Source organism: Xanthobacter sp. NM-25, assembly GCF_022138605.1.
Taxonomy (GTDB): Bacteria; Pseudomonadota; Alphaproteobacteria; order Rhizobiales; family Xanthobacteraceae; genus Xanthobacter.
In genome coordinates this window covers 463,778-490,222 of record NZ_JACBFS010000001.1, presented here as the reverse complement: position 1 = coordinate 490,222, position 26,445 = coordinate 463,778, and the positions used below count along the sequence as shown (strand labels likewise).

Annotated in this window: 14 protein-coding genes and 1 pseudogene; 3 read left to right on the top strand and 12 right to left on the bottom strand. The window is 68.6% G+C overall.

Going from position 1 to position 26,445, the window contains the following annotated elements; all coding sequences use genetic code 11:
• Positions 1–7 precede the first annotated feature (7 nt).
• The 3 genes from MEU52_RS02270 to MEU52_RS02260 all read right to left on the bottom strand — a co-directional run bounded on the left by MEU52_RS02270 (position 8) and on the right by MEU52_RS02260 (position 3,975).
• Complete coding sequence (locus MEU52_RS02270) at positions 8–1,387, bottom strand: cytochrome P450 (RefSeq protein WP_238121579.1); 1,380 nt, start codon at positions 1,385–1,387, stop codon at positions 8–10.
• Positions 1,384–2,565: a glycosyltransferase gene (locus MEU52_RS02265; protein WP_238121580.1), complete on the bottom strand. Its 1,182-nt coding sequence runs from the start codon at positions 2,563–2,565 to the stop codon at positions 1,384–1,386. The genes MEU52_RS02270 and MEU52_RS02265 overlap by 4 nt, the downstream gene beginning before the upstream one ends.
• A gap of 90 nt (positions 2,566–2,655) precedes the next feature.
• The gene (locus MEU52_RS02260; protein WP_238122014.1) at positions 2,656–3,975 is read right to left on the bottom strand and encodes a cytochrome P450; all 1,320 of its coding nucleotides are present in this window, start codon (positions 3,973–3,975) and stop codon (positions 2,656–2,658) included.
• 337 nt (positions 3,976–4,312) lie between these two features.
• On the opposite strand from MEU52_RS02260, the pseudogene MEU52_RS02255 reads away from it, so the two are divergent.
• Positions 4,313–5,680, top strand: a pseudogene (locus MEU52_RS02255) (LTA synthase family protein); the annotation flags it as partial.
• Positions 5,681–5,706: 26 nt separating this feature from the next.
• On the opposite strand, the gene MEU52_RS21915 reads toward MEU52_RS02255, so the two are convergent.
• From MEU52_RS21915 to MEU52_RS02230, 5 genes are all read right to left on the bottom strand, one after another.
• Positions 5,707–7,152, bottom strand: a complete 1,446-nt coding sequence (locus MEU52_RS21915; protein ID WP_238121581.1) for a glycosyltransferase — start codon at positions 7,150–7,152, stop codon at positions 5,707–5,709.
• Between the two features lie 138 nt (positions 7,153–7,290).
• Positions 7,291–8,646 (bottom strand): aminotransferase class I/II-fold pyridoxal phosphate-dependent enzyme, encoded by a 1,356-nt coding sequence (locus MEU52_RS02245; protein WP_273546223.1) that lies wholly within the window; start codon positions 8,644–8,646, stop codon positions 7,291–7,293.
• A 23-nt stretch (positions 8,647–8,669) separates the two neighbouring features.
• Positions 8,670–16,136: a type I polyketide synthase gene (locus MEU52_RS02240; protein ID WP_238121583.1), complete on the bottom strand. Its 7,467-nt coding sequence runs from the start codon at positions 16,134–16,136 to the stop codon at positions 8,670–8,672.
• Between the two features lie 594 nt (positions 16,137–16,730).
• The gene (locus tag MEU52_RS02235) at positions 16,731–18,056 is read right to left on the bottom strand and encodes a glycosyltransferase family 4 protein (RefSeq protein ID WP_238121584.1); all 1,326 of its coding nucleotides are present in this window, start codon (positions 18,054–18,056) and stop codon (positions 16,731–16,733) included.
• The gene (locus MEU52_RS02230; protein WP_238121585.1) at positions 18,053–19,207 is read right to left on the bottom strand and encodes a polysaccharide pyruvyl transferase family protein; all 1,155 of its coding nucleotides are present in this window, start codon (positions 19,205–19,207) and stop codon (positions 18,053–18,055) included. Before MEU52_RS02230 ends, MEU52_RS02235 begins: the two co-directional genes overlap by 4 nt.
• Before the next feature lie 235 nt (positions 19,208–19,442).
• Between MEU52_RS02230 and MEU52_RS02225 the strand changes: the two genes are divergently transcribed.
• Positions 19,443–21,302 (top strand): capsular polysaccharide export protein, LipB/KpsS family, encoded by a 1,860-nt coding sequence (locus MEU52_RS02225; protein WP_238121586.1) that lies wholly within the window; start codon positions 19,443–19,445, stop codon positions 21,300–21,302.
• Positions 21,303–21,314: 12 nt separating this feature from the next.
• On the opposite strand, the gene sseA is transcribed toward MEU52_RS02225, so the two are convergent.
• From sseA to MEU52_RS02205, 4 genes are all read right to left on the bottom strand, one after another.
• On the bottom strand, positions 21,315–22,154 hold the full coding sequence (gene sseA, locus MEU52_RS02220; protein WP_238121587.1) for a 3-mercaptopyruvate sulfurtransferase: 840 nt from the start codon (positions 22,152–22,154) through the stop codon (positions 21,315–21,317).
• An 88-nt stretch (positions 22,155–22,242) separates the two neighbouring features.
• Positions 22,243–23,274, bottom strand: coding sequence for a cysteine synthase A (locus MEU52_RS02215; RefSeq protein WP_238122015.1), 1,032 nt, complete (start codon positions 23,272–23,274; stop codon positions 22,243–22,245).
• 72 nt (positions 23,275–23,346) lie between these two features.
• A complete protein-coding gene (locus MEU52_RS02210) occupies positions 23,347–24,813 on the bottom strand; it encodes a cryptochrome/photolyase family protein (RefSeq protein WP_238121588.1) in 1,467 nt (488 codons plus the stop codon).
• Positions 24,814–24,994: 181 nt separating this feature from the next.
• Positions 24,995–25,876, bottom strand: coding sequence for a LysR substrate-binding domain-containing protein (locus MEU52_RS02205; RefSeq protein WP_238121589.1), 882 nt, complete (start codon positions 25,874–25,876; stop codon positions 24,995–24,997).
• Between the two features lie 223 nt (positions 25,877–26,099).
• Between MEU52_RS02205 and MEU52_RS02200 the strand changes: the two genes are divergently transcribed.
• Positions 26,100–26,426: a DUF1127 domain-containing protein gene (locus MEU52_RS02200; protein ID WP_238121590.1), complete on the top strand. Its 327-nt coding sequence runs from the start codon at positions 26,100–26,102 to the stop codon at positions 26,424–26,426.
• Positions 26,427–26,445: the final 19 nt, after the last annotated feature.

Sequence of the window (26,445 nt, the reverse complement as noted above, 5' to 3'; positions counted from 1 at the left end):
GAGGCGTTCAGCTCCGTTCTGCTGGGTCGGCAATCGGCGGGCGGGGGGTCACCGTCAGCACGATGTCGGGCTCGGGCCGCGACGTCAGGTTGCCGAGAGGACGTGGCGCGGGACCCGCTGTCAAGGCGAAGCGGGCGCGGGTCAGCAGAAGCCGCGTGATTTCCGCCATCTCGATATTGGCGAACTGCGCCCCGGGACACACCCGCGCCCCCATGCCGAAGGGGATGAACGCGGTACGGGCCGGTGGCTCCGGCTTGTCCAGCCAGCGCTCGGGATAGAAATCGTCCGGGCGCTTCCAGTATCGGCGATGGCGATGCAGGGCGCGTGGCGCCACCACGACGAAATTGTCCTTCGGCAGGGTGCGCGTTTCCAGCTCCACGTCCTTGCGGTTCTCGCGCAGGAAGAAGCCGATGGGCGGATAAAGGCGCAGCGCCTCCTGGGTGAGCGCAAACCCCACCTCCGCACCGCTGTGACCGGAAAAGCGCTTGCGCCGGCCCGTTTCGCCTCGGAGCGCGGCGGCGGCGCTCTCCTGCATCTGCGGATCCTGGGCCAGGGTGTGAAGCAGCCAGCTCAGGGTCGAGGCGGTGGTTTCGTGGCCGGCGAGCAGCATCACCGCGATCTCGTCGAGGGCCCGATCGTCCTGGCCCGGAGCGGCGAAGCCGGAATCGGCCAGGGCCTTGGCGAAGATGCCCGGGGCGGCGCCCGGCCCATGGGCGAGGGGCGCCGCAAGGAAGCACTGGCGGATGAGGGCGCGCATGTCCGCGCCGATCTCCGCCAGTTCCAGCTCGGCGATGATGCGCGCGCGCACCTTCGGGTCGTCATGGGCCAGCATCAGCAAGGTGGCCTTGGAACGCTGGTGATAGAGCGAGAAGAGCTCGGTGAATCGCAGCGATTCCGCTGCCGAGAAGCGCCGGCCCAGGGTGCAGATGGAGACCACATCCACGGTGAGGCGCGACAGGTCCACCCCCACCGGCGCCGGCGCGCCGGGGTTCTGCAGCCAGCCCTCCAGATATTCGAGGGTCACGGCGCGGGTAACCTCGGCGATGTGCTCGGGCGGAATGGCCGCCAGTGCGCGTGCCAGAAGCCGCCGCGTTTCCTTCACCGTGTCGCCGCCCGGCTGCCCGAACACCCCTTCGCCGATCAGCGGGCGCAGCAGGGTGTAGACGACGGCGCTCTTTGGGAACGTGCCGGCACGGTCGAGCATTACCGTTTCGGCGGTGGCGTTGTCGTTGACCACGGCCAGCTGGCGATAGGGCAGGCGGAACACCGTCTGCCAGCCTTCCAGCGGCTTGTTGCCGAGCAGCGGCATGGGATCGCCCAGGAACCGCCCGGCGATCTTGGCCGCGAAGGGGATCCGCCCGAAGGCGCCGGCGCAGGCGCGGATCAAGGTGTGAATGGCCGCCTCTCCTTCACCCGGATACGGTCGGGAGCCTGGACTTCATAAAGCACATGGCCCCAGCGCACGTGCCGCGTCCATACCGCCGCCAGGATGACGCTGGCGTGGAACACGTCGGTTACGGGTTGTATCACGCCAAGCGCCAGTTGGCCGAGGCGAACCGCCGCAGGATCGGCAATGCCGACCCGGTCGGCGACCCGCGCAACCAGATATTGCTTGGCAAGCCCCAGGCCGCAGAGCAGCACGATCGCGACGCCGAACGGATGCCCCATACCCAGCAGCGCCGTCGCCGCGATCCACGCCAGAAGGCGCGTGCCAATCAGGGTCAGGGCCAGCCGCCAGAGCCAGGGTCGGTAGATGTGGCAGATCTGATATTGCCGGCGCGCGAAGCGCCAGGCCGGGCCCAGGCGCGCATCCGACGGCGAGGCAATGAACAGGGCGCCACGGGTGACCACGCGCAGCTCCGCTTCCGCTGCTCTGGTGACAATGGACAGGTCATCGGACAAGGTATGGTCGAGACTGCCCGCGAAATCCATGCGCGCCGCCGCCGCCACGGAAATGGCCATGCTGCCGCCCCACACCACCCGCGTGCTGTCGCGATCGAGGCGCGGGGTCAGGGTCACGGCCCGGTCGATAGCGGCGATGAGATGTGCGCCAAGCCGCGGCGCCGCCACCTGCTGCCATCGGTGCCCGGTGACCAGGTCGAAGTCCTCGTTGCGAATAGGGGCTACCAGGGCTGACAGCCAGGTGGGATGGGGGCGGATGTCGCCATCCATGCAGACAATGATCTCGTCATGCGCGTCGATATGGCGTAGCGCGGCCTGCTGGTTATGGCATTTCTGGGCCTGGTCGACGGCGGGTCCCGCAATCACGATCTCCACCGGAAAACCTGCGTCCGGCGCGGCGGCGCGAGCAGCGGCGCAGGCCGGGTCATCCTGTGATTCCACCACGACGATCAGCCGGCGGGGACGCAGCGTCTGCGCTGCCAGTCGGGCGAGCAGGTGCGGCAGGTGGGGCGCCGGCCCGGTCAGCGGCAGGATCACCGAGACCCGCGCGCTCGCCGGCTCGGTGGGCAGGTGCAGCCACAACAGCTTGCGCGCCGCGGTGAACACGGACAGCACGCTGACGATCACCCCCAGCACGACGAGCGCGATCAGCACGCCAACCATCGCTTCCCACTCCCCTGTTGTCCCTCGCCCTGCACCGGCGTCGCTCTCGTCGCGCAGTTTCGCCACCTGCGGGCGGTGTGGCCGGCCTCTTCACGAGGCGCGCGGCGCCGGCACGCGCACTCCGGTGGGCAGCACGCGGCGCTGAACCCGCATCGGCAGCCCCGGGCTCGGTCGCAGGGTGTGGTGGCACACCGGCTCGACCACGGTGCCGGGCTTGAGCCGGAACTGATAGCGGTGGCTGAGCGCGGCAACGCAGACGGCGGCTTCGGCCAGGCCAAGGGCGGCACCGGGGCAGGCCCGAGGGCCGATGGAAAAAGCCACGAATGCATTCTCTCGCAGCTTCCGGCGGGCATTCGGCAGAAAGCGCTCCGGCTGAAACAGATCCGGCTCGTGCCACAGGTTGCGGTGGCGGTGCAGCAGCCAGGGGATGACGACCACCAGCGCTCCGGCCGAGATCTTCCGCTTGTTGATCTCGTCGGCCGCCTGTGCCTGGCGGGCGAACATCGGCACCGGTGGATAAAGCCGTGCCGCCTCGCAGAGGATGGCGCGTACGAAGGGCAAGCGGGCCAGCTCCTCCGCCGGCTTCAGCTGCGGGCCGACGAAGGCGTAAAGCTCTTCCTCCAGGCGCGCCTCCACGTCGCGCGCCTGAGACACCAGATAGAACACCCAGGCGAGCAGCGCACCGACGGTGTCGTCGCCTCCGAGATAGAGTGAGATCAGTTCGTTGCGCAGGGCTGTGGGATCCAGTTGCCCGCTGTCGCGTAGGACGCAGGCAAGGCCGCTGCCACTGTCCAGGCTTGCCGCCAGCAGGCGCTCGAACAGGGCGTGGACCGCGCCGGCGCTGCGGAGGATCGGCGTGTTCTGGCGGAAGGGTTTCCAGCTGGGCAGCCCGAGCAGCAGGGGCAGGTCGCTGCGGTCGGTATGCTTCTGATAGTCGGCGATAGCGGCGCGGATGGCCGCCGCCTCGGCAGCGCCGAAGCTCGGGCCGAACAGCAGCCCGCCGATGATGCGCGCGGACAGCGTCGCCGTGGCGTCCAGCATGTCGATGTCCTGCGCCTGCGGGCCCTGCGGCCAGTCGGCGGTTACGGCGTCGAGGATGGCGAGTACCTCGGGCAGCAGCGCCTGTGTGCGGCTGGCGCTCAGCACGCCCTCCACCAGCGCGCGCCGCTGTGCCCACGCCGGGCCATCGCTGATGGCGAGGGCATCGCCGATCAGCGGTGTAAGGCCGGAGCGGATCTGTGGGCTCTTGCGCTCGAAATTTGCGGCCTTCTCGACAAAGGCTTCGTTGATGCTTTCGGGACTATTGCAAATGAACACTTGGCGCGTCAGGACCTGCAGGGACATGGTCTGATGCACGAAGGCACTTTCTTCGAAAATGCTGATGAAGTTTGTCGATCCGCGGCGCAACATCTCCACAATGGACAGGGCCTTCTCAGGCCGAGGGGGAAATGGCGGGATGAAAACCGACATGAACGCCCTTTCTCCATTTCCAGCGTGCCGGGTCGACTGAATAGCGAGTCATGAATGCCGAGCGGTTGCACGAGGCATACCATATAAACGCCTAGCTTCAATTTCATTTGGCGGTGCAGCATAAGGCTATGGCGTGGTCGCACGCGTGTGAACAGTGGAGACCGACGCGCCGGGCGCTTGTGAAGAAGACGCAGGGGTGCGGCATGATGGTGGTCTCGGTGAGTCGTCGGTCCGGCCTGGTGCGAAGGTGGCCGGGGCTGGCCACGATGGTGGGGATATGATGGCTGGGAGCGGGGCGATCACGGGCGTTGCCTGGGTGATGGCCGTGTTGGTCTGCGAGGGGCTCGATCGCTGGGCGGTGGGGCGCGGCGCGGTGGCGATCCGGCGCGATGCACATCTGGTGCTGCGCGGCTGCGCCTATTCGCTGCTGTTCCTGTTCTGGCTGGCGCTGTCCGCGCGCGCCGCGTTCGCCGCTACCGCCGCCGCCATCACCACCGCGGTGTTCCTGGTGATTTCCGGGGAGAAGCGGCGGCACCTCACCGAACCCCTCGTGATCACAGATCTCGCCTTCATCACCCATCTGGTCCGCCATCCCGAGCTGTTCTACCTCGGCTGGCGCAAGACGTTGGGCGTGGCGGCGGTGGCGTTGGGGCTCGTCGCTCTGATCGTCACCTGGATGCAGCTCGAGCCGCGATCCTTAAGCGGAGCGCTGCAGGCGGCGCTGGCGGCAGGCCTCGCCCTGCTGGTGCTGGCGGCCTACGGGTGGCCGCGGTGGGTCCTGGGGCTGGCGACCCGCGCGCAGGCTGCGGTGGCCCACGAGCCGGCACACGATTTCGTGGCGCGCCTGGGGCTGATGCCCTCCCTGCTGGTGTCCGCCGTGGCGCTGCGTGCCCTGCCGCCGCCCGCACCTCGGGCCGCAGCCGTCCCCGCGTCCCCGCCTCGCCCCGCCGCGTCGGTGCCTCTGGATGCGGTGGTCGTCATCCAGTCGGAATCCTTTTATGACCTGCGCCGCCATGGCGGCCGGGTGCTGCTGCCCGCCTTCGATGGCCTGAAGGGCCGTGCGCTCGCCCATGGCCGGCTGCTGGTGCCCTGCTACGGGGCCTATACGCTGCGGCCGGAGTTCGCCCTCGCCACCGGCCTGCCGTTCACCGCCCAGGGGGTGGATCGCTTCCACCCTTATCTGCGACCGCATCGCTTCGCCGGTCATGCCTTGCCGGCGGACTTGGCCCGGGCCGGGTGGGATACGGTGTTCATGCACCCCTACGATCGGCACTTCTTCGGCCGTGCCCGCGCCATTCCGGCACTCGGCTACGGCCGCTTCCTCTCGGAGGCGGACTTCGCCGGGGCCGAACGCTTCGGTCCCTATGTGGCGGATCGGGCGGTGGGCGCGCGCATGGAGGCGGAACTGCTGGAGGCGCGCCGGCGGAAACAGCCTTTGTACATGATGACGGTGACCATGGAGGCGCACGACCCCTATGGCCCCGGCCGGCTGACGGCGACCGATGATCCGGTGGAGCAATACTGCCAGCACATCGCCAATGCGGATGCCCTGCTGGCGTCCATGGCGGCGTCGCTCGACGCCCACACGGAGCATTCGCTGCTGGTGTTTTACGGAGACCACGCGCCGCTGCTGCCTGGTTTCGGACAGCTCGCGGCCGATGCCCGCACGGATTATATCGTGGTCGAGTGCGGCAGCCGGGCGCCGATGAGATCCTCGGCTCCAGCCGCTTCGAGCGAGTGTTCGCCCGCCGGCCTCAACGAGATCTTGCGCCGGATGGTCGACAGCAACTGCTGATGGGGCGCCGGGCGGGGCTGGGCCACATCGGCGATCAGTTCATCGACCGCATCGAAGTGCTGCTGCCAGGTGGGGGCCGCAAAGCGATCGATCTTGGCCATCTGCGCCTGGCGCAGCGAGGAGTCCGGCAGGGCGAAGTCCTCGATGACCTTCAGCCAGCTCATGCCGTCGATGGGGTCGAGATAGTAGGGAATGTTCCCGGCGATGTCCTGGAACACCTCGAGATTGGAACAGATCACCGGTACGCGCAGGGACAGCGCCTCAGCCAGGGGCAGGCCATAGCCTTCGGCGAAGGAGGGGAACAGCACGGCCCGGGCCCCGGACAGCAGCCGCGTCAGCTGCCAGTCGGGTAGGCGATTGCATTCGATCAGGTGCTGCTTGAGATTGCTGCAGCGGTCGATGACATCGATGATGTTCTCGTTTTCCCAGCCGCGCCGGCCGACGATCACCAGCTTGGGGGCCTTCGCCCCGTGCCGCTCCACCAGATGGCGCCACAGGTTGAGCAGCAGCAGATGGTTCTTGCGCGGCTCGATGGTGCCCACCACCACGAAATAGGGGTCGCCGCCCACCGGCGGCAGGTCGGCGGCGCGCTCCTGCCCCTTCTGGAACTTCTCCTCCACCCCCAGCAGGCTGACGATGCCGCGCGCCGGCTTCATGTCGGTGGACATGGCGAAGCTGTTCATCATCCGCTCGGTGTGAGCGGAATTGTAGATGACCGCCGAGGCCGAGTTCAGCACCGTCTTCATGCGCTGGGTGTGCTTGGCTTCGTCTCCGGGGCGCACATATTCGGGGTGGGTCACGGGGATGAGGTCGTGCACCAGGTAGATGGGCTTCCAGTCGAAGGTCCGTACCAGCCGCTCAATCCGGCCGGGGGAATTCAGCCCTTCATGGGAGACGTTGAGATAGACCGCGCCTTTGGCGATGGGACGGCGGAACAGCCCGGGCAGAATGTTGATGGGCGACAGCAGGGAGGGCAGGGCGGAGAGGATCTCCGGCATCTCCTTGCGCGGCACGTGCGGGCCCGGGGGATGGGCCATGGCGCCGCGGCGCAGGTTCAGGAACTCCTCCAGCCGGCGCAGCTCGTTCCGCGTCACCAGGGCATTGGAGAGGTCCCAGCGCGCGGCCAGGGTGTTCACGAAATAGGGGACGGCTGAGGGATTGAGCTGCCACACCCGCGAGCGAAACCGCCCGACAAAGGTGGAGCTGTCGGGGTAATGCGCGATCAGGTGCTTCGCATAGGCCAGCTCCACCCGGTCGATGCCCGTGGGGGTCATCTGACCCGAGCGCCGCAACAGGCGGGTGATGTCCAGCAGAATCTTCATCGCATCGACCCCCGAGGTCGTGTGTCTTGCGCCCGTCCTGATGAACGAACCCTTAAAGTGGGTCCGATCCATATTGCGCCGCGAAACGAATGCTCCGCAACCGCCTCGGGCACGATGCTGGCGTCTGTTTCCATTCGGTCACACTTTGCCGAGCTCGGCAGCGCTTTCTAGCATGTCGCCGAGCCCTGACGAGGCCAACCTCTGGATGAAGGCGCCGGTCTCGTTCAATTCCTGCGTCAAGATTGCAATAGTGGCGTCAATCTGCTCCTGCGTGTGCTCGGATGTCACGAAGAAGCGCAGGCGCGCCGCCTTGTTCGGCACCGCCGGGTGGATGATGGGCAGCACATTGACCCCCCGCTCCAGCATCCGATTGGACAGCACCGCCGCTTTCAGCGAATCGCCGACGATCACCGGAACGATGGCGTAGCCTTCCGCCTGTCCCGTATCGAGGCCGGCCGCCTGGGCGCCGGCGATGAAGCGGGCGGTATTGGCCTGGAGGCGCGCCACCCGTTCCGGCTCCCGCTGCAGCAGGCGCAGCGCGCTCAGCGCCGACAGTGTCGCGGGGGCCGACAGGCCCACCGAATAGACGAAGCCGGGGGCCGACAGCTTGAGATAGTCCACCAAGTCCTGGGCGCCGGCGATGTAGCCGCCGCAGCTGGCCAGGGTTTTGGACAGGGTGCCCATCCAGATGTCCACGGCCTTGGGGTCGACACCGGTCTTCTCGAACAGGCCGTGGCCGCGCGCGCCGAGGACCCCGAGGCTGTGCGCCTCATCCACCATGAGCCAGGCGCCAAAGCGCCGCTTTAGCTCGACCAGACGGGCGAGGTCGGCGGTGTCGCCGTCCATGGAGTAATTGCCCTCGACCACGATCAGCGCGCGGCCGAAGTTCCCCCGCTCCGCCGCCAGCAGGGTCTCGAGTGCATCGAGGTCGTTGTGGGGGAACCAGCGCCGATGGGCGCGGGACAGCTGGGCGCCGACGATGGCGCTGTTGTGCATCAGCTCATCGTGGAACACCACGTCGCGCGGGCCCACCAGGGTGCTGATGGTGGCCACGTTGGCGGCGTGGCCACTGACATAGACAATGGCATCATCGGCGCCATAGAGCGCGGCGAGTTCCTGTTCGAACTCCCGATGAAAACCGCGCTCCCCCGCCACCACCCGGCTTGCCGATACCGAGCAGCCGAACGCCTCCACTCCCTCCCGGGCCGCCGCCAGCACTTCCGGGGCGCCGTTGAGGCCGAGATAGTCGTAGGAGGCGAAGTTGATCACCTCCTTGCCGTCGATGATGCTGGTGGCGCCCGCGCGCCCGTCATGGCTGCGGAAGAACGGGCTGGGAATGCCGAAAGCACCGGTGGCGGCGCGCATGAGCTTCAATTGCTCGAAGCCCGGCAGGGTGGAGAAGGCCGTGTCGTAGTGCCGTTCGGCCGGTGCAGCGGCGGGGGCGCCGGTCTGGCGCATGCGCGAGAGCAGGGCCGCCTTGGTATCGGCCGCCATCCGGCCGGAGGGAGGGGACGTCGTCACAGCAGGCCTTCTCCCGCGTGCTCGCGTTCACTGACGACCTTGGCGCTCAACCGCTCCAGGGTGGCGGCGTCGAGGTCGAGATTGACGTGTTTTTCCATGATGCCTGCCTCGGCGATCACCTGGGCGGCGGCGTCGCCCTCCATATCCTCGGCACCACGCACCCGCTGGAGCACCTTCTCGGCCACGTCCATGAGGGTGGAGCCCGCGCCGAGGGCGAGCACCGGCAGCTCCACACCGAAGCGCCGCTGCACCTCCATGTCGAGCTCCAGGCTCATCAGCGAATCCATGCCGATGTCCGTGAGCGGCCGGGTGAGGTCGATGCTCTCGTGGGGCAGGCGCAGGATTTTGCCGATCTCCTCCGCCAGCAGGCGGGCGATGGTGAGCCGGGCGGCCTGATCGCTCTGCCCGGCGATCAGGTGCTCCAGGTCGGAGGTCTGCCCCATGCTGCGCTCGCCGCCACCGGTCATCAGCCCGGAGAAGGTCGGCGCCTTCACCACGCGGAGCTCACCGGCGCTGGCCCAGTCGATATAGGAGCAGGTGACCACCGCGGGCTGCTCGGCCGCCGGCAGGGCCAGCAATTGGCCCAGGTGGCCGAGGGCGGTGGCGGCGGTCATGGCATGGCGCCCGATCCGCCGCTTGAGCTTTTCGTTGATGGCGGTCTCGCGCGCCAGCACGCCCACATCGGCGATGGCGCCCCAGGCCACCGCCAGCCCTGCGCGGCCGGCCGCGCGACGGCGCCGGGCCACGCCCTCCAGGAAGGCGTTGGCGGCCACGTAATTGCCCTGCCCGGGATTGCCCACCAGGGTGGTGGCCGAGGAGAACATCACGAAATAATCGAGGTCGAGATTGCGCGTGGCGGCGTCGAGATGGCTGGCGCCGTCCATCTTCGGCTCCAGCACCTTGAGCATGCGGGCGCGGTCGAGATCGCGCAACAGGCCGTCGTCCAGCACCATGGCGGTGTGGACGAGCCCGGCCACCCGGCCGAAGCGGGCCACGAGATCGTCGATGAAGGCCTGGCAGGCGGCGGCATCGCGCACGTCGAGCCGGGCCACCTCCACGGTGATGCCGCGCGCCGACAGGGCCGCCACCCGCGCGGCGGCCTCCGGGGCCAGCGCGCCGGAGCGGGAGGCCACCACCAGAGCGGTGGCCCCATGTTCCGCCAGCCACAGGGCGGTCTCGAAGCCAAACCCGCCGGTGCCGCCGACCACCACGTGCACCCCATCCGCCGCCGCCCGGAAGGCGGGCGCCGGGGCCGCCAGTGGCGGTGGCGCCAGTGGCGGCGTCAGCAGAATCTTGCCCACATGCCCCGCGCCCTGCATGAGGCGGAACGCCTCCGGCGCTTCCACCGCCGGGAACTCGCGATAGGGCAGCGGTGTGAAAGTGCCGTCGGCAAACCGTCCGATGAGATCGGCGAAAAGCTCGTTCAGGGCATCGGGGCGCGCGGCGATGAGCTGGTCGGTGTCGACGCCGAAATAGGACAGGTTGCGGGCGAACGGGCGCAGGCCGATCTCGGTGTTGCCGATGTAGTCGCGCTTGCCCAGCTCCACGAACCGGCCGAACGGCTTCAGCACGGTGATGCTGCGGGCCATGGCTTCGCCGGCCAGCGAATTGAGCACCACATCCACCCCACCGATGCTGGCGCGGATGTCGTCGACGAAGCTCAGGGAGCGGGAGTCAAACACCAGGTCCGCCCCCGCCAGCCGCGCCAGCGCGCGCTTTTCGGGGGTGCCGGCGGTGGCCACGATGCGGGCACCGAGCCATTTGGCGATCTGCAGCGCCGCGAGGCCGACACCGCCAGCCGCGCCATGGATGAGCACCCACTCGTCCCGGCGCAGGCGTGCCTGGGTGACGAGCCCATACCAAGCGGTAAGGAACGCCACGGGAATGGTGGCGGCGGCCTTCAGGTCCACCCGCTCCGGCACCGGCAGCACCAGGTCGCCGCGGATGACCACATGGGAGGCGAAGGCGGCGGAGGCAAAGGCCATCACCCGGTCGCCGACGCGCACACCGTGCACCTCGGGGCCCACGCGGGAGATGGTGCCGGCGCACTCGAAGCCGAGGGAGGGGCCGGTGAATCCATTCTCCAGCATCTCGTCACCGATCACCCCTTGGGCGAACATGACGTCGCGGAAATTGAGGGCGCTGGCCGCCACCTCGATCTCGACTTCGCCGGCGGCAAGGGTGCGCCGGGGGACGCCGATCCAGGTCAGGCGATCCATGGAGCCAGGGCGCGCCTCCAGCAGCGCCATGTGATCGGCGCCGGAGGACGCCGTCGACGCGCGCGTGGCCGCGGCCTCAGGGCCAATGGTGGTGCGCACGGCCTGGAGGCCGGTGTCATCGGCGCTGAGCTCGCGCTCGTCCGGCGGCGCGATCATCAGCGCCGCCAGGCTGGCGCCGGCGGTGGCCGCGTCAAGCGCGGGTGCCAGGTCGAGCAAGCGCAGGTCGATGTCGGCGAACTCATTCATGGCGACACGGCCGAAGCCCCACGCCGCGCTTGCCTCGGGGCTGCCCTCTACCGGGGCGCCGCCACGGGTGAGGAACCAGACCTCGGCTCCGGCGCCGGCCGCCCGCACCCGTTCCAGCAGCTGGGTGGCGCGCAGCAAGGCGTCGGCCATGGCGTCGGGGGTCGGTGCCGGCATCAGCGGATGCACGATCAGGGTGCGGGTGCCTTCCGCCGGCGACAGGGGCGCCTCCCAATCGGCCGGTGCGGTGGCCGCGTCCAGCAGGTGCGCCTGGGGTTGTGCATCCTGCCCCCGCAGCGTCACCGCCAGGCTTGCGCCGGACAGGGTGAGCAGCTCCTCGATGCTCCGGGCCAGCGGCGCTGTCGCGGCGGCGGGAACCTCCTCGTCCGGCAGCGGCGCGCGGGCCATGAGGGCTTCCACCGGCGCGCGCGGCGTGCCGGCACGGCTGGTCTTGATGGCCAGGAAGCCCCGCGAGGCCAGTCGCCGGGCGGTCTCGGCGATGGGGGCGATGGGCGAGGTCCCGTCATGGTCGGCGGCGGCCAGCAGGGTGGCCAGGGGATTGGCCTGGATCTGCAGCGCGCACAGCACACCACCGGGCGTCACCAGCGTCCCCAGCCGCGTCGCCAGGGCCTCGTTATCGGCAATGAGACCATAGAGGTCGGCGCACAGCACCAGGTCATGCCCGGGGGCGGCCTCCCCGGAGGCTGCCAGAAGCGGGGCGAGGGCGGGATGGCGCGCGGCCAGGGCTTCGCGGGTGGCCGTGTCGGCGCCGTCCACCGCAAGGCGAATGAGGCCGCGTTCGGCGAGCGGCAGCAACGACAGCGCGAGGGCGCCGTGGCGTTCCACCACCAGCACCCGCGGCGGCTCCGCGTCGTTGCCGATGGCGTCCACCACCGTCCGGGCCACGGTTTCCAGGGCGCGCGCAGCGGGGGATGCGGTCTGCCAATGATCCACCAGCGCGGCGGTCAGGGCGAGCGGAGCGCCGCTGCGCAGGGTATCGGCCAGGGCCTCGGCCAGACGGGCGCCAAGGGTGACCTCGGCGGCGCGATCGGGACAATCTGCAAGCACCTCACCGAGAATGGAGGCGCTGGCGGGCAGGCCGGAATCGGCGTTGACGCTCCAGATCTGCCCCTGCCGCTGGGCGAGTCCGGCGGCGGCCAGTATGTGGAGCAGGGTCAGCAGCAGCGCGCGGCTCTCGTCGGCGACGTACCCGTCGCTGACCAGCGTCTCCGGATCGATCTCGCCCGTGGCGCCCGCGGCGCTCTGGACCGCGGTCACCGCCTCATGGGCGAGTGCCGTGGCGAAAGCGGAGAGCAGAATGAAATCATCGCTGCTTGCCACGTCATCCTGGTCGAGCGCCGCGAAGGCGGCCTCGGCCGCCTCCACCACCGCCACCTGCGCGATCGGCTGGGGCAGGCGCTCCAGATGCTGGCGGTAATCGGTCTCCAGCGCCGCCTGGTTGGACAACACCGCTGCCCGCAGGCGGGCATGATCCAGCCGGGCGACAAGCACGTCGTCGGCATCGAACAGCTGAATGTCGAGCAGCAGGGAGCGGCGGCTGGCGCGCACCACTTCGAGCTCCGCCCGCACCACCGGTCCGCCGCCAAACACGTGGAGCGCGCCGAAGCGCGCCGGCAGATACACCCGGTGCTCGGCGAACGCCTGTTCGTCCACCGCCAGCAGCAGGCCGTGCAGGCTGGCGTCCAGTACCGTGGGGTGCAGCACGTGGGGCAGCCGGTAGGCCCCCTGGTCCGCCGCTTCCGGCGCCAGGGTGAGGGAGATGCGCCCGTGCCGCGCCTCGGCGCTGGTGACCAGGCGGAACTGGGGGCCGTAGTTCAGCCCCATGAGCGCCGCGGCGGCGTAGAGGTCTTCGGCCGCGAGGCAGCGCATGCCCTGGTCATCCGCCCGGGCGGCAAGGGTTTTCGCCGCCCGCGTAGAGGCGGAAGGGCCGATATGGCCGCGCGCGTGGAGGCTCCAATCGACCGTGAAGCGCGGCCGGCTCAGGATTTCCACCTCGCCGCCGGCGCTGACCCGCACCAGGGTTTCCCGGGCGCCCTCGTCATTGAGGGTGAGGGCATGGAGGATATCGAACTCCTCCAGCGCCAATGGACCCTCGCCGAACAGTTCGCGGCCGGCGGCCAGCGCCATCTCGGCGAGGGCCGTGCCGGGGACGACAACGGTGTCATTGACCTTGTGATCGGCGAGATAGGGCACAAGCTGGGCATCCAGCAGGCCGCTCCACTCGCGTGAATCTGCCTTCAGGCGACCGCCGAGCAACGGATGCAGCGGGCGGCTGCCGCCAGTGTCCACCGCCTCGGTGGTCGGTGGGACAACGATGGTCTGGCGCTGCCATGGGGTGAGCGGCAATTGGATGGCGCCGAGCGGGCGACGCGCTCCGAACAGGCTGCCGCGGTCGAACGGGGCACCTTCCACCGCGCAGGACAGGAGCGTGTGCAGCACCGGGTCGCGATGGGCGGGGGCTTTTTCCTGCAGCGTGCTCAGCACCACCTGCGCGCCCAGCAGGGGCTCCAGGGTCTCGCGCATGTGCCCGGTCAGCACCGGCCGCGGGCCGATTTCCAGGAAGATGTCGGCCTTTTCCTGCTCCGCCGCCTGGGTCACCGCCTCGGCGAAGCGCACCGGCTCGCGCACATTGTGCCACCAATAGTCGGCGTCGAGGCCCGCGGTGTCGAAGCGGGCGCCGGTAACGGTGGAGAAATAGGGCAGGGCGCCGGTGCGTGGGTGAAGCCCCGCAAGGGCCTCCTTCAGGGGCGCTTCCACCGGTGCCATCAGCGGCGAATGGAAGGGATAATCCAGGTCCATGCGCTTGCCGGCGATGCCGGCCTTGCGGGCGCGGCGCAGGATGGCGTCCACCTCGGCGCTCGGCCCGGCAATGGTGACCACGCTTGGGCTGTTGATGGCGGCGATGACCACATCCTTGGTCAGCAGCGGCGCGGCGTCATCCGGCGCGGCCATCAACACCGCCATGCTGCCGGAGCCGCGGGTGGCCTCCTGCAGCTTCGAGCGCCAGTAGATCAGCTCCACGGCCTCCTTGAGGTCGAGGGCGCCGGCCACATAAGCGGCGGGGATCTCGCCCACGCTGTGGCCGAGAATGGCGCAGGGCTGGCAGCCATGCGCCATCAGCACCTCGGCGATGCCGACGCCGATGGCGAACAGCAGCGGCTGCGCCACCTCGGTGGCATTCAGGCGCTCCTGGCTTGCCGGCGCGGTGATGGCGTCGGCAAGAGACCAGCCCGCCAGCGGCGCGAACAGCGCGTCGATGCGCTGGATCGAGGCCCGGAACGACGCATTGGCGAGATAGGCCGCGCGGCCCATCCCCACATGCTGGCCGCCGTTGCCGGCGAAGACGAAGGCGATCTTCTGGGGCCGGTCGGCGATGCCGCTGGCGATGCCCGGCTCAGGCTGCTCGGCGGCAAAGCGGCGCAACGCTTCCGCTGCCGGAACACCGCCGCTCAGCGGCACCGCCAGCCGGTGCGGCAGCAGGGAGCGGCCATAGGCGGTGGCATGGGCGAGGCGGGCGCCATCGGCCCCCTGCGCGAGCGCCTGCGCATAGGCGCTGGCGAGCTCGACCAGAGACTGGCGGCTGGATGCGGACAGCAGCAGCGCCTGCGGTCCGGGTTCTTCCCCAACGGCAGCGGCCGCGGGCGGCAGCTCATCGGCGCGGGGACGGCGTACCACGGCATGGGCATTGGTTCCGCCGAAGCCGAACGACGAGACGGCAGCTAGGTCGGCCGTGTCTACGGTGAGGGGCACTTCCTCCTGCGCCGGCGCGAGGTTCAGGGCGGCGAAGGGGATGGTCTCGTTGGGCTCGTGCAGATGCAGCGACGCGGGCAACAGCCGATGTTCCAGCGCGAGCAAAGCCTTGAGCAGTCCGGCGAGGCCCGAGGCCGGCTCCAGATGGCCGAGGTTGGACTTGACCGAGCCGATGGGTAACGGCGTGCTGCGCCGCAGGCCGATGGCGTTGCCGATGGCGTTGGCTTCCGCCGGATCGCCCACCCGCGTGCCGGTGCCGTGCGCCTCCACGAAGGCGAGGCGCTCCGGATCGATGCCACGCGCGGCATAGACGGTTTCGATGAGGGCCCGCTGGGCGTCGGAATTGGGCAGGGCGATGCCGACCGTCCGCCCGTCGGAATTGGTGCCCGTGCCCATCACCACCGCGCGCGGCGCCTGCAGCGCCTGGGTGGCCGAGGCGAGGCGCCGCAGCACCATCACCACCGCCCCTTCCGAGCGCACATAGCCATCCGCCTGGGCGGAGAAGGGGCGACAGCGACCGGTGGGCGAAAGCATGCCGGCCCGCGCGAAGCCGACGAAATTGTAAGGCGCAGCCAGGATGTTGACGCCGGCGACCACCGCGACGTCCACTTCCCCGCTCTCGATGGCGCGCACCGCGCGATCGAATGCGACGAGCGAGGACGAACAGGCGGTGTCGATGGTCAGGCTCGGCCCGGTGAAGCCGAAGGCGAACGAGATGCGGTTGGAGATGATCGACAGGGCATTGCCGGTCACGAAATGCGGATCGACGGAACTCACGTCCGCCGCGAACCGCACGGAATAATCAAGCGAGGACGCTCCCACGAACACGCCGACCCGTTCGCCCTCGAGCTCCGACAGCGGCATGTTGGCGTTCTCGAACGCCTCGCGCGTCAACTCCAGCAGAATGCGCTGCTGAGGGTCCACCTGCTCCACCTCGCGCGGCGACAGGCCGAAGGCGCCGGGATCGAAGGCGTAGATATCCGGCAGCACGCCGGCCGCGAAGGTATAGGTGCGCCCGGGCTCGCCGGGATGGGGATGAAGGAACCGCTCTTTGGCCCAGCGATCCGGGTCGATCTCGGTGACCGCACATTGCCGTGCACGCAGCAAGGACCAGAAAGCGTCCACCGTCGGGGCACCCGGCAACCGGCAAGCGTAGCCCATGATGGCGGCGGCGTGGTTCAATCCGGTCTCAGGCATCGGCGTCTGAACGCGGCTGATGCGGTTCGTCATTCATTCCCTCTTCGGCCCGGATCCGTCAGGCCCGACGCTCATGGTCCCAAGATCCACCCGTCCGCCGGTCTGGCCTGCGAACACTGTGGTCTTCAACTGTCCCTGGTGCTGGCGGTGGCGCCATGCTGCCGTTTCACGCCCGGCCCCTCCAGGGCCGGCCATCACGGCGCGCATTCAGCGAACGGCTCCGTAGATGTGCGAGGAGATCGACGTCCGACACGGCGCGCGCCGTTCGTCGAATGCGACATGCAACCGGATATCGCCCAATGTTCCGGTCGACTGACTGCGCCCGCCCTCCCTTGCGTTCTGGGGTACGGGGACCGCGAGAAGGCGTTCGAATGCAGCAACCAGACGTCTGCTGGCCACTCCATGACGTGGGCCCCCTCTATGATCCGTCGCCCCCTTGCCGAAACACCTTGCCCAGCGATTCCTCTCGTACAACCCGCGCAGCCCGGTTTCAAGGCATGCAACCGTGCAGCTGCCGACGCCGAGGAATGCTCATTTCACATCAGTCTGCGGACCTTTGGTAACACAAACAGCCCCTCCGGCACATAGTGTCCGCTGCACTGCACCCTTTTGTGGTATCAAGAAACCTCACATCGTGGGCTCCAGCAAGCGGTCGTAGAGCGCGGACACACGATCGCGGTAGCGCTCCGGCGAGAAGTTCCCGGCTTGCTGGCGGCCGCGGACACCAAGATCGCGCAGCAGGTCCGCGTTGCTGGACAGGGTCTGGATGCCTTCCGCGATGGCGCGGGTATCATAGGGGTCGACCAGCAGGGCGGCCCCGGCGGTGATCTCCGGGATGGAGGCGCAATTGGAGCTCAGCACCGGGGTGCCCAGCAGCATCGATTCGAGAACCGGCAGGCCGAAGCCCTCGTAGAGCGAGGGAAACAGCACGGCCTTGGCGCCGCGGATCAGGCTGGTGAGAAACGGGAACGACGTGTACGCGAACCGTCTTACCCGATCGCCGTGGGAGGTTTCGCCGAGCACCTGCAGTTCCCGCTCCGCCTTCCAGGCCGGCTTGCCCACAAGAACAAGTGGCTCCTGCACCTGGCTCGACAGGTATCCTTCGATGAGGCGCCCCACATTCTTCTTCGGCTCGATGGCCCCGAAAAACAGGAAATAGCCCTTGTAGGGGAGGTTGAAGATGCCCTCGACCTCCTGGCGCACCGCATCGTCTGTTTTCTCCGTAATGGATTTCGGTAGGAAGACAGATTGATAGGTGTTCGTGATCTTCTCTTCCGGGTATCCGAATATATCGACAATATCGCGCTTGGACGATTCGGAAACTGTGACGATATGGTCCGCCTGCTTCAGTAGCCGCTTCATCAGGCTAAAGTAGTAGGCGCGGTTATCCAACGTCGTGTACGGCAGGCGCAGCGGAACCAGATCGTGAAAGGTGTAGATGTTCTTCGTCCCCTTCAGCCGGATGGGTAGGGGATAGGTCCAATGCATGATGTCCGGCGTGGTGGTGCCGGCCACGGTGCTGAACATCCGGTAGGCGTAATAGAGGGTGAAGGCGCGATCGAACAGGTTGGGCGCGTTCCAGATGGTGTCGAAGTGCGGCATCTGGTTGGCGAACTGGTCGATGATCACTTTGCCGGTGATCGGGATCTCAAGCGCCTTCGGATTGAGGAAAAAGGTGGTGAGGCTTTCGATGTCGCGCCGCAGGGCCGTGAGCGGCCGTGGCTTCTCGCCCTGGTTGGCGAAAAAGGCGACCTCGCGAAAGAACGGGTCCTGCGTCGGCGCGATGGGTTTGCCGTAGAGAATCTCGGTGCGGTAGCCCGAGGTGCCGCACGCATAGCTGAGGTTGCGGGCATAGGTGGCGACGCCGGTGCCCTTCTCGATGGCCAGGTTATAGCCGTCGAGCATCACGGTGCGGTTCTGCCCGGTGCTCCCGGTGCGCTCTTGCATGGTCATGGCTCACCCGTGGAGGGAGGACGGTCGGCCCCGGCCGGGCGGGCTGTGCGGCCGCGGGTGGCGGGCTTGAGCAGCCGTGCCGCCAGTTGGCGCAGGCGTGGCGTCCCGGTTCGGGCGCTCGCGGCGGCATCGGCCGGTCGGAACGGCAGGTCGCGGATCAGCGGGTGCTCGAAAATGGTCTCGCCCGGCCGGGGGTGCAGGGGTGTCACGTCGAACGGAAAGGCCGAAAGCAGCGGTTCATAGTTGAAGGCTTTTGGGGTCCACGCGCGATCGATGGCAGCCATCAGCGCCCTCCAGTCGGTGGCGCGGTTCCGCGCCTGCACATAGACCGGCAGGCGGCTGAGGCCGAGGCCCTGATACAGATCCGTGATGCGCAGGTCGTTGCCGTCTTCGGGGTCGAGCGGGCGTTCGATGAGGCCCTGCTGGCGGCCGCGGGGCGCGAAATACAGACAGGGAATACCGTAGCTCTCCGCGAACACCATGCCGTGCAGGCTGGTGGAGACGATGCGCCGGCAGGCCAGGATCTCGTCGAGCCGGGCCTTGAGGCTGTCGGCGGAGATCGGCGTGCGGGTGCGGATGATGTGGACGTGCTCCACCAGTTCATCGGGGAGATGGTAGCGCGTCAGTTCGCGCCGCACCGGGGCGTTCAGCCCCTTGTCCTTGAGCTCGGAGAGGTGGACGATGACTCCCAGATCCCATTTTTTCTCGATCGGCGGCCGGTAGAATTGCGGCAGCAGCCACACCGGATCCCCGAACACCGCGGGGCTGACCGCGGCGGCCTCCCCGAACAGGGCGCGCGAAACGGGACCGCGGGTGGCGTGCACCCGGTAGCGCGTGTTGGCAGCGGGCTGGAAGGCTTCGTGGGCTTCGCCGGCGGCGCGGTGGGGATTGGCGTGCGGCGAGCATCCGGTGCCCCACACGGTCACGTCTCCATTGCGCAGCATGTGGCCGATGGTGCCCACCGCCGCCATGCGCGGCACCTTGGCATCATGGCCGGTATGCGCCACCGGCAGGCTGGAGAGCAGCGCCACCATGACCGGGCTCAAGGCGTCGCCGAGGTTCACTGCGCTCTGCTCGCGTGTCGCCGCTGCCCACACCAGCGGGATGGCGCCGAGCGCCCGTGCACGTTCGCGAAGAGGAGATGACTGCATCACGTCCCTATACGACCTTCCCACCCTTGCCGGCAGCCCCATCTCCCGCGCGGGCGAACCCGTGGGTCCATCCTGCCGGTGATAGCCTGATTTGGCGGTCGCGGCATCCCCATCCCGCACTGCAAAAGCACAAGGGGCGCGTGCAAGGCATTGGGCATGCGCGCGTGAACCGCCTATATGCTGAGCATCTTCTTCCGCGCATGGGCGGATGGCGGCGGCTGGTGAGAGCGTGAGGATGGTCGAGGACGGGGCACGGCGAGCGCTCATCTTCCGGATGGCGGGAGAGGAATCCTACACCAATGGGGTGCAACTGGCCCGCACGGTGGAGCGGGCGGGCTTCCAGCCGATGCTGGTCCCGTTCTGGCCGGATCTCCAGCAACCGGCGGACTCCCCAGGAGCGCGGGCGCTGTTGGACGGCGGCTTCGATCGGGCGCCAAGAGTGTCGGCCTTTGCCTTTGCGCGGCGCTTTGGATTCGCGCCGGATCTCATCGATCTTTCCGCCCACAACCTCGCCATTGGCGATGCCCGAATCGATAACCTCATCACGGAGTCGGCCTGGAACCAGCAGATGCGCGGCACCGCTGCCCGCGCCGCCGCGCTGATGGCCGAACTCGCGCCGGACGTTGTGTTCGTGCCCCATGGGGGCGAAGTGGTCTCGCGGCTGCTGGCCGTCATGGCGGCCCATCTGCAGCTGCCGTATGTCTATTGGGAAAGTCCCTTCTTTCCCGGCTACCATTTCGTGGATGCCTTCGCGCCACACTTCTTTCGTGGCGCCTGCCGCATTGATCGCAGCTGGCGGGAGCTGGGGGTGCCGGCGGATGCGGCCGCGCTTGCGCGGGCCGATGATTTCGTGCGCGCCTGGCGCGCCCAACGCCTCTCCAAATATGCGCAGACCACCGATCCGCGGGCGCTGGCCGCCCTCAGCACCTGGCTGGGGCAGGAGCCGGGACCGGTGGTGTTCGTTCCGGGGCAGGTGCCGTTCGATGCCACCATTGCGGTGAGCCTGCGTGAATACGACGACCTTGGCGCCATCTATCGGGCGGTCCTCGCCGGGCTGCCGGCCCCCTGGCGGGTGATTTTCAAGCCGCATCCGCGCAATCCGGATCCGATTCCGGAGGTGTCCGGCTCGGAACGGGTGTTTCTCGCGGCCGGCCTGTCCATCCACGATATCTTTCCCCATTGCCAGGCGGTGGCGCTGCATTCGTCCAATGTGGGCCTGGAAGCGTTGATGGTCGGTTTGCCGGTGATCGCTTGGGGAGAGCCCTATTACGGCCGCAAGGGCCTCACCATCGACCTCGACGATGCGGCCGATGTGGCGCGGGTGCTGGCGGCGGGTGTGCCGCCGGCTCCCGATCCGCTCCGGGTGCGGGGGCTGGTGGCCCATGTGCTCGAGCGTGGCCTGGTGCGCCAGGACGACGGCGCGGAGATGGCCACGCGGATCGCTGAGGCCAGCGCTGCGCCCCCGCCGGCCCGTGCATCCTGGTATGGGGCGCCTTTGCAGAGGTTGCTGGCGGTGGGCTACCGCCTGGATGCGGCTTTGGCCCGAAATCTGGGGATGCAGCGGGCCTTGGCCCAGCTGTCGCGGGATGAGCGCCGGTTGCTGGAACGTCGGTTCGGTGCACGGGCCATGTGGCATCTGCGAGGGTGGGCTGTCGCACAGCACGGCTTGGTGCGGCGGCTTCTGCTGGCGCGTCTGTTCCGCCGCCGGCTGGGGCTGCGGGTGGTGGTCAGTCCGGTCAATCTGCAGGCCATGGCCGATCCGCGCGTGGCGCTGCGGCGTCTGGCGGCGATGGCCCGTCGGCGCCCGGTGGTGGCGGTACTGCCGGCGGCAGGGGCCGATCGCCATGCGATGCAGCGCCTGACGGTTGCTGAGGTCCGGGAATTGGCTGCTGCCTGGCGGCTCAGGGTCGAGGCCTTCCCTGGAGCCGGGGCTGCATCCACCCCTGCGCCGGCCACCGTACTGCTGCTGCGCCCGCAAGGGGCGCAGCCGGTGTCGGCGGAGGATGAGGTATGGCTCACCGGCCAACTGCGTCGTGCGAACGCCCCCTGGCACCGCGGCCGCGCCGGCGCAGCGCCACAGGATCCTGAGCGCTGAATCTGGCCGGCGTCAGCCGACGGCGACGGGCTTGTCGCTGGCGCCCCATTCGGTCCAGGAGCCGTCGTAAAGCGCCTGGGGCCGCTTGCCGATGCGCTCCAGCGCTACCCACAGGATGGCCGCCGAGACGCCCGAGCCGCAGGTGGTGATCACCGGCTTCGACAGGTCGAGCCCGGTCTCGGCGACGATGGCGCGCACCTCGTCCGCCGGCTTCAGGCGGCCGTTGTCCACCAGTTGGCCCCAGGGCAGGTTGAAGGCGCCGGGCATGTGGCCGGAGCGCAGGCCGGCACGGGGCTCCGGCACCTCGCCGCGGAAGCGGGTGTCCTGGCGGGCGTCCAGCAGCTGGGCGGAGCCGCTGGTGAGGGCCCGGTCGACGCTGTTGATGTCGGCCACCATGGAATGGTCGAGGCGGGCGGTGAAGGTCGCTGGCGGGCGGGTGGCGGGGCCCTGCGCGGTGGGCCGATCCTCGGCCAGCCATTTGGCAAGGCCGCCGTCGAGGATGGCGACGTCGGCGGCGCCGAACACCCGGAAGGTCCACCACACCCGCGGCGCCGAGAACAGGCCGAGGCTGTCATAGACGACGATGCGATGGCCGTCGCCGATGCCCAGCGCCCCCACCGCCTGGGCGAAGGCGTGCGGGTCCGGCAGCATGTGGGGCAGATCGGTGGAATGATCAGCGATGGCGTCGATGTCGAAGAACACCGCGCCGGGAATGTGCCGTTCGAGGAATTCGCTGGCGCCGCTGCGGCCGGCATCCGGCATGAACCAGGAGGCGTCCACCACCACCAGGTCCGGCGAGCTCAGGTTGGCGGCGAGCCACTCCGTGGAAACGAACGTCGGGCTATCGGGCATGGCGGATCCTCCTGTCGCCCCGTTATGCCCCATCCGCCGTCGGAGCGGAGGGGGCCGGGCGCGTCATCCACAAGCGGGCGGTGGCGCGTCACAGTGTGACGTCGGGCACCTCGATCTTGCGCTCCAGCCAGGCCGGCACCGGCAGCGCCTTGCTGCGCAGGAACTCCGGGTTGAACAGCTTGGACTGATAGCGGGTGCCGTAATCGGCGAGGATGGTGACGATGGTGTGCCCCGGCCCCATCTCACGGGCGAGGCGGATGGCCCCGGCCACGTTGACGCCGGACGAGCCGCCCACGCACAGGCCCTCGTGTTCCAGAAGGTCGAACACGATCGGCACGGATTCCGTGTCGGGGATCTGGAAAGCGGTGTCGATGGGCGCGCCCTCCAGATTGGCCGTGATGCGGCCCTGGCCGATGCCCTCGGTGATGGACGAGCCTTCGGCGTGAAGGGTGCCGGTGGTGTAATAGGAATAGAGCGCTGCCCCGGGCGGATCAGCGAGGCCGATCTGGATGGCTGTGTTGCGCTCCTTCAGGGCGATGGCGATACCGGCGAGAGTGCCGCCGGAGCCCACCGCGCAGATGAAGCCGTCCACCTTGCCATCGGTCTGGGCAAAGATTTCCGGGCCGGTGGTGTCGATATGGGCCTGGCGGTTGGCCACATTGTCGAACTGGTTGGCCCAGATGGCGCCATTGGGCTCGGTCTTGGCCAGGGCCTCGGCGAGGCGGCCGGAATATTTCACGTAATTGTTGGGGCTGGAATAGGGGGCCGCCGGCACTTCCACCAAGGTGGCGCCGGCGAGCTTCAGCATGTCCTTCTTTTCCTGGGACTGGGTCTCGGGAATGACGATGACGGTGCGAAAGCCGAACGGCGCCGCCACCAGGGCAAGGCCGATGCCGGTATTGCCGGCGGTGCCCTCGACGATGACGCCGCCGGGCCGCAGGGTGCCCTTGGCGATGGCATCGGTGATGATGCCGAGCGCCGCGCGGTCCTTCACCGACTGGCCGGGATTGAGGAATTCGGCCTTGGCAAGAATGTCGCAGCCGGTTGCCTCGGAGGCACGCTTCAAGCGGATCAACGGGGTGTTGCCAATGGATTCCACGAGGCCATTGCGGATCATGATGGATAAATCCTTCAATCAAACGTGGGTTTCATATAATCCGCAAATCGGATGTATATCAAGAAATAAGATCCATCAATTTTGTGTGGATTTAAGCGCGCGCAATGCGCGCTCCCGTGCTGCCGCGTGGTCCACGATGGGCTTGGGATAGGTGGTGCCGAGGGTGACGCCGGCCCGGCGGAGGGTGGCGGCGTCGGCGGCCCAGGGCTTGTGCAGCACGCTCGCGGGCAGATCGGCGAGCTCGGGCACGAAGCGGCGCACATAGGCGCCGTCCGGGTCGAATTTCTCGCCCTGCAGCACCGGATTGAAGATGCGGAAATACGGCGCAGCATCAAGCCCGGTGCCCGCCACCCATTGCCAGCTCGCCGGATTGTTGGCGGGGCAGGCGTCCACCAGCGTGTCCCAGAACCAGGCTTCGCCGGCCCGCCAGTCGATCAACAGGTGCTTGGCGAGGAACGAGGCCACCACCATGCGCACCCGATTGTGCATGAAGCCGGTCTGCCACAATTCGCGCATGCCGGCATCCACCAGCGGATAGCCGGTGCGGCCGCGCTGCCAGGCCTTCAGCTCGCCGGGGGCCTCGCGCCAGGGGAAATGGTCGAGCGCCGGCTGGATGTTGCGCAAAGTGATGTCCGGCTCGGCCTCCAGCAGATGGTGGCTGAACTCGCGCCAATAGAGCTCGCTGATGAATTTCTCCGCGTCGGCGCCGGGCACATCGCCGGCGGCCTGCGCATGGGTCACCGCCGCCAGGATCTGGCGTGGCGAGATCTCGCCGAACCTGAGATAGGGGGAGAGGCGCGAGATGTGCGGCGCTGCCGGCCGGTCCCGGCCTTCGCCATAGCCGCGCAGCCCTTCGGCGATGAAATCGGCGAGGCGGGTCTCCGCCGCCGCGGCGCCGGGCCGCCAGGTGCGCCGCAGGCCCCCGGCCCAGTCCGGATGCTCCGGCTCGAGGCCCCAGCTGTCCAATGTGGCGAGGAGATCAGTGTCCAGCGTATCCGCCGCACCGGAAAGGTCGGCAGCGACGGGATGGGGCGGTGCCGGCAGCGGCTGGCCCGGCGCCGGCAGCTGGCGGGCCGCCCGCTGGAAGGCGGCGAAGGTGCGGGGCAGCCGGCCGCTGGTGCCATGCACCGTGCCGGGCGGATGCAGCAGCCGCCCGTTGAACATCTGCACCTTGCGCCCGGCGGTCCGCAGCCGGGCGGCCACCTCCGCATCCACGGCAGCGGCTGCGGCTCCGGGTCGCTGGTTGAGGGTGATGAGCCCGGCGTCCAGGGCGCCCGCCACCTGGGGCACCACTTCCGCCGCCGGGCCGCGCCGCAGGATCAGGGGCAGGCCCATCTGGTGGAGATCATGGGCCAGCTGGCGCAGGGCGCCGGCCAGCCACCAGCGGGCCGCGCCACCGAGCGGGCGCAGGCCCGGGCTGTCCTCGTCAAGCACGAACAGCGCCGCCACCGGCCGGCCTTCGGCGCAAGCGTGGTTAAGGGCGGGATTGTCCGACAGGCGCAGATCGTCGCGAAACCAGATCAGGGCCGGAGCGTTCGTCATCGTTGTCTCGCGCACGTCAGGGCGGGGAGCGACACTCCCGCCGTTTGTCGCGGCGCGCAAGCGGGGTCGCGGCTCGCCGCGAGAGCATGTCATCGCTTCATGGAAACGATGACATGCTCTCTCCCATTGACCTCTCGCATTTTCTTCACGCGAACCGGTATCCACTTCGCTCGAAAATGCTCTATTGGGCGGCTTCCGCCTCATTCAGATTGTCGAGGCCCTGAATGACGTGCTGGGCCAGCGCATCGGCCAGGGGCGAGGGCTCGTGGCGGTTGCGGAGCAGGCCGATGTCGCAGGGCGGCAGGGGCGGGTAGCCATCGGCGGTGCCCAGCACCCGCATGCCTGGCCGCAGCGCCGATTCGGGGAACACCGAGACCGCCAGCCCCGCCAGCACCGCCGCCGCCACGGCGCCGGAATTGGGGCTGGTATAGAGAATGCGATGGGGCCGCCCGGCGGCGGCGAGGCGGGCCACCGCAATGTCGCGCCACTGGCAGGTGGGCCGGCCCAGCGCCAGGGGCACCGGCGTTTCCAGGTGGATGGCATGGCGCGCCGAGGACACCCACAGCAGCCGCTCGCGGCGGATCACATGGGCATTGCGCGCGGTGATCTCGGTGGCGGTGATGATGGCGATGTCGACGGCGCCGGTGGCGATGCGCTGCACCAGATCGCTGGAGGGCTCGCACAGCACGGTGAGCTCCACCGAAGGATGGGTGCGCCAGAAGCGGGCCATGATGTCCGGCAGGTAGCGGTCGGCGTAATCGTCCGGCACGCCCAGGCACACGCGGCCGGAGAGGGCGGTATCAGTGAACGAGCCGATGGCTTCGAGATTCAGCTTCACGATCCGCCGCGCATAATCGAGCAGGCGCTCGCCATCTTCCGTGAGGCGCGAGGCGCGGCCGTCGCGGGTGAAGATGGGCCGGCCCACCCGGTCTTCCAGCCGCTTCATCTGCATGGACACCGCCGACTGGGTCTTGTGCACCACCTCTGCCGCGCGGGTGAAGCTGCCGGTTTCGGCGATGGCGACGAAGGTGCGCAACTGGTCGGGATCGAGCAGGACGGTCATGGCGATTTCACCGGGCGTTTCAACGGCTGTTATGGCGTCTCTTCGGGGCGCTCATTCATCACGCAGAATGATATGAGGAATGAATAACATTCGCTAGCGTGATTTATCGGGGCGCGCCACAAAGAGCGCGCCGACGTGATGCGATGCGAAATCGGGTGGTTGAAACGCCACCTGCAGGCCCAGGAAAGGAGGCCCATCCGCAGTCCCGGCAACGGAGATGAACATGAGCGTTTATGGCGAAACCCGCAGGATCATGACCGCCCCCGTGGGAGGGGCGCTGGCCACCCTCGTCATGCTGGCGGTGGCCGGCGTGCGTCAGGGGGCCAAAGCTGTGGTCAATCTGCGCCGGACGCTCGAGCATCGCCGCGTGATCTCGCAACTCGCGGGGCTGGACGATCATATGCTGCGCGACATCGGCATCACCCGCGCCGACCTGCGCGACGCTGCGGCGGAGCCCCTCGGTGCAGACCCCACCCGGGTTCTGGTGCTGCGCAGCACCGAGCGCCGCGTGGCCCAGCGCCTGAGCCAGTGGGCCCGCGCGGGCCGCTGAACCCGATCCTCTTCGGCGG

What these genes read in the sequence shown, in the direction of transcription:
- MEU52_RS02265 (WP_238121580.1), bottom strand. Translation starts at nt 2,565, where the DNA reads ATGGTTGGCGTGCTGATCGCGCTCGTCGTGCTGGGGGTGATCGTCAGC.
- MEU52_RS02260 (WP_238122014.1), bottom strand. Translation starts at nt 3,975, where the DNA reads ATGTTGCGCCGCGGATCGACAAACTTCATCAGCATTTTCGAAGAAAGT.
- MEU52_RS21915 (WP_238121581.1), bottom strand. Translation starts at nt 7,152, where the DNA reads ATGAAGATTCTGCTGGACATCACCCGCCTGTTGCGGCGCTCGGGTCAG.
- MEU52_RS02245 (WP_273546223.1), bottom strand. Translation starts at nt 8,646, where the DNA reads ATGGCGGCCGATACCAAGGCGGCCCTGCTCTCGCGCATGCGCCAGACC.
- MEU52_RS02240 (WP_238121583.1), bottom strand. Translation starts at nt 16,136, where the DNA reads ATGACGAACCGCATCAGCCGCGTTCAGACGCCGATGCCTGAGACCGGA.
- MEU52_RS02235 (WP_238121584.1), bottom strand. Translation starts at nt 18,056, where the DNA reads ATGACCATGCAAGAGCGCACCGGGAGCACCGGGCAGAACCGCACCGTG.
- MEU52_RS02230 (WP_238121585.1), bottom strand. Translation starts at nt 19,207, where the DNA reads ATGCAGTCATCTCCTCTTCGCGAACGTGCACGGGCGCTCGGCGCCATC.
- MEU52_RS02225 (WP_238121586.1), top strand. Translation starts at nt 19,443, where the DNA reads ATGGTCGAGGACGGGGCACGGCGAGCGCTCATCTTCCGGATGGCGGGA.
- sseA (WP_238121587.1), bottom strand. Translation starts at nt 22,154, where the DNA reads ATGCCCGATAGCCCGACGTTCGTTTCCACGGAGTGGCTCGCCGCCAAC.
- MEU52_RS02210 (WP_238121588.1), bottom strand. Translation starts at nt 24,813, where the DNA reads ATGACGAACGCTCCGGCCCTGATCTGGTTTCGCGACGATCTGCGCCTG.
- MEU52_RS02205 (WP_238121589.1), bottom strand. Translation starts at nt 25,876, where the DNA reads ATGACCGTCCTGCTCGATCCCGACCAGTTGCGCACCTTCGTCGCCATC.
- MEU52_RS02200 (WP_238121590.1), top strand. Translation starts at nt 26,100, where the DNA reads ATGAGCGTTTATGGCGAAACCCGCAGGATCATGACCGCCCCCGTGGGA.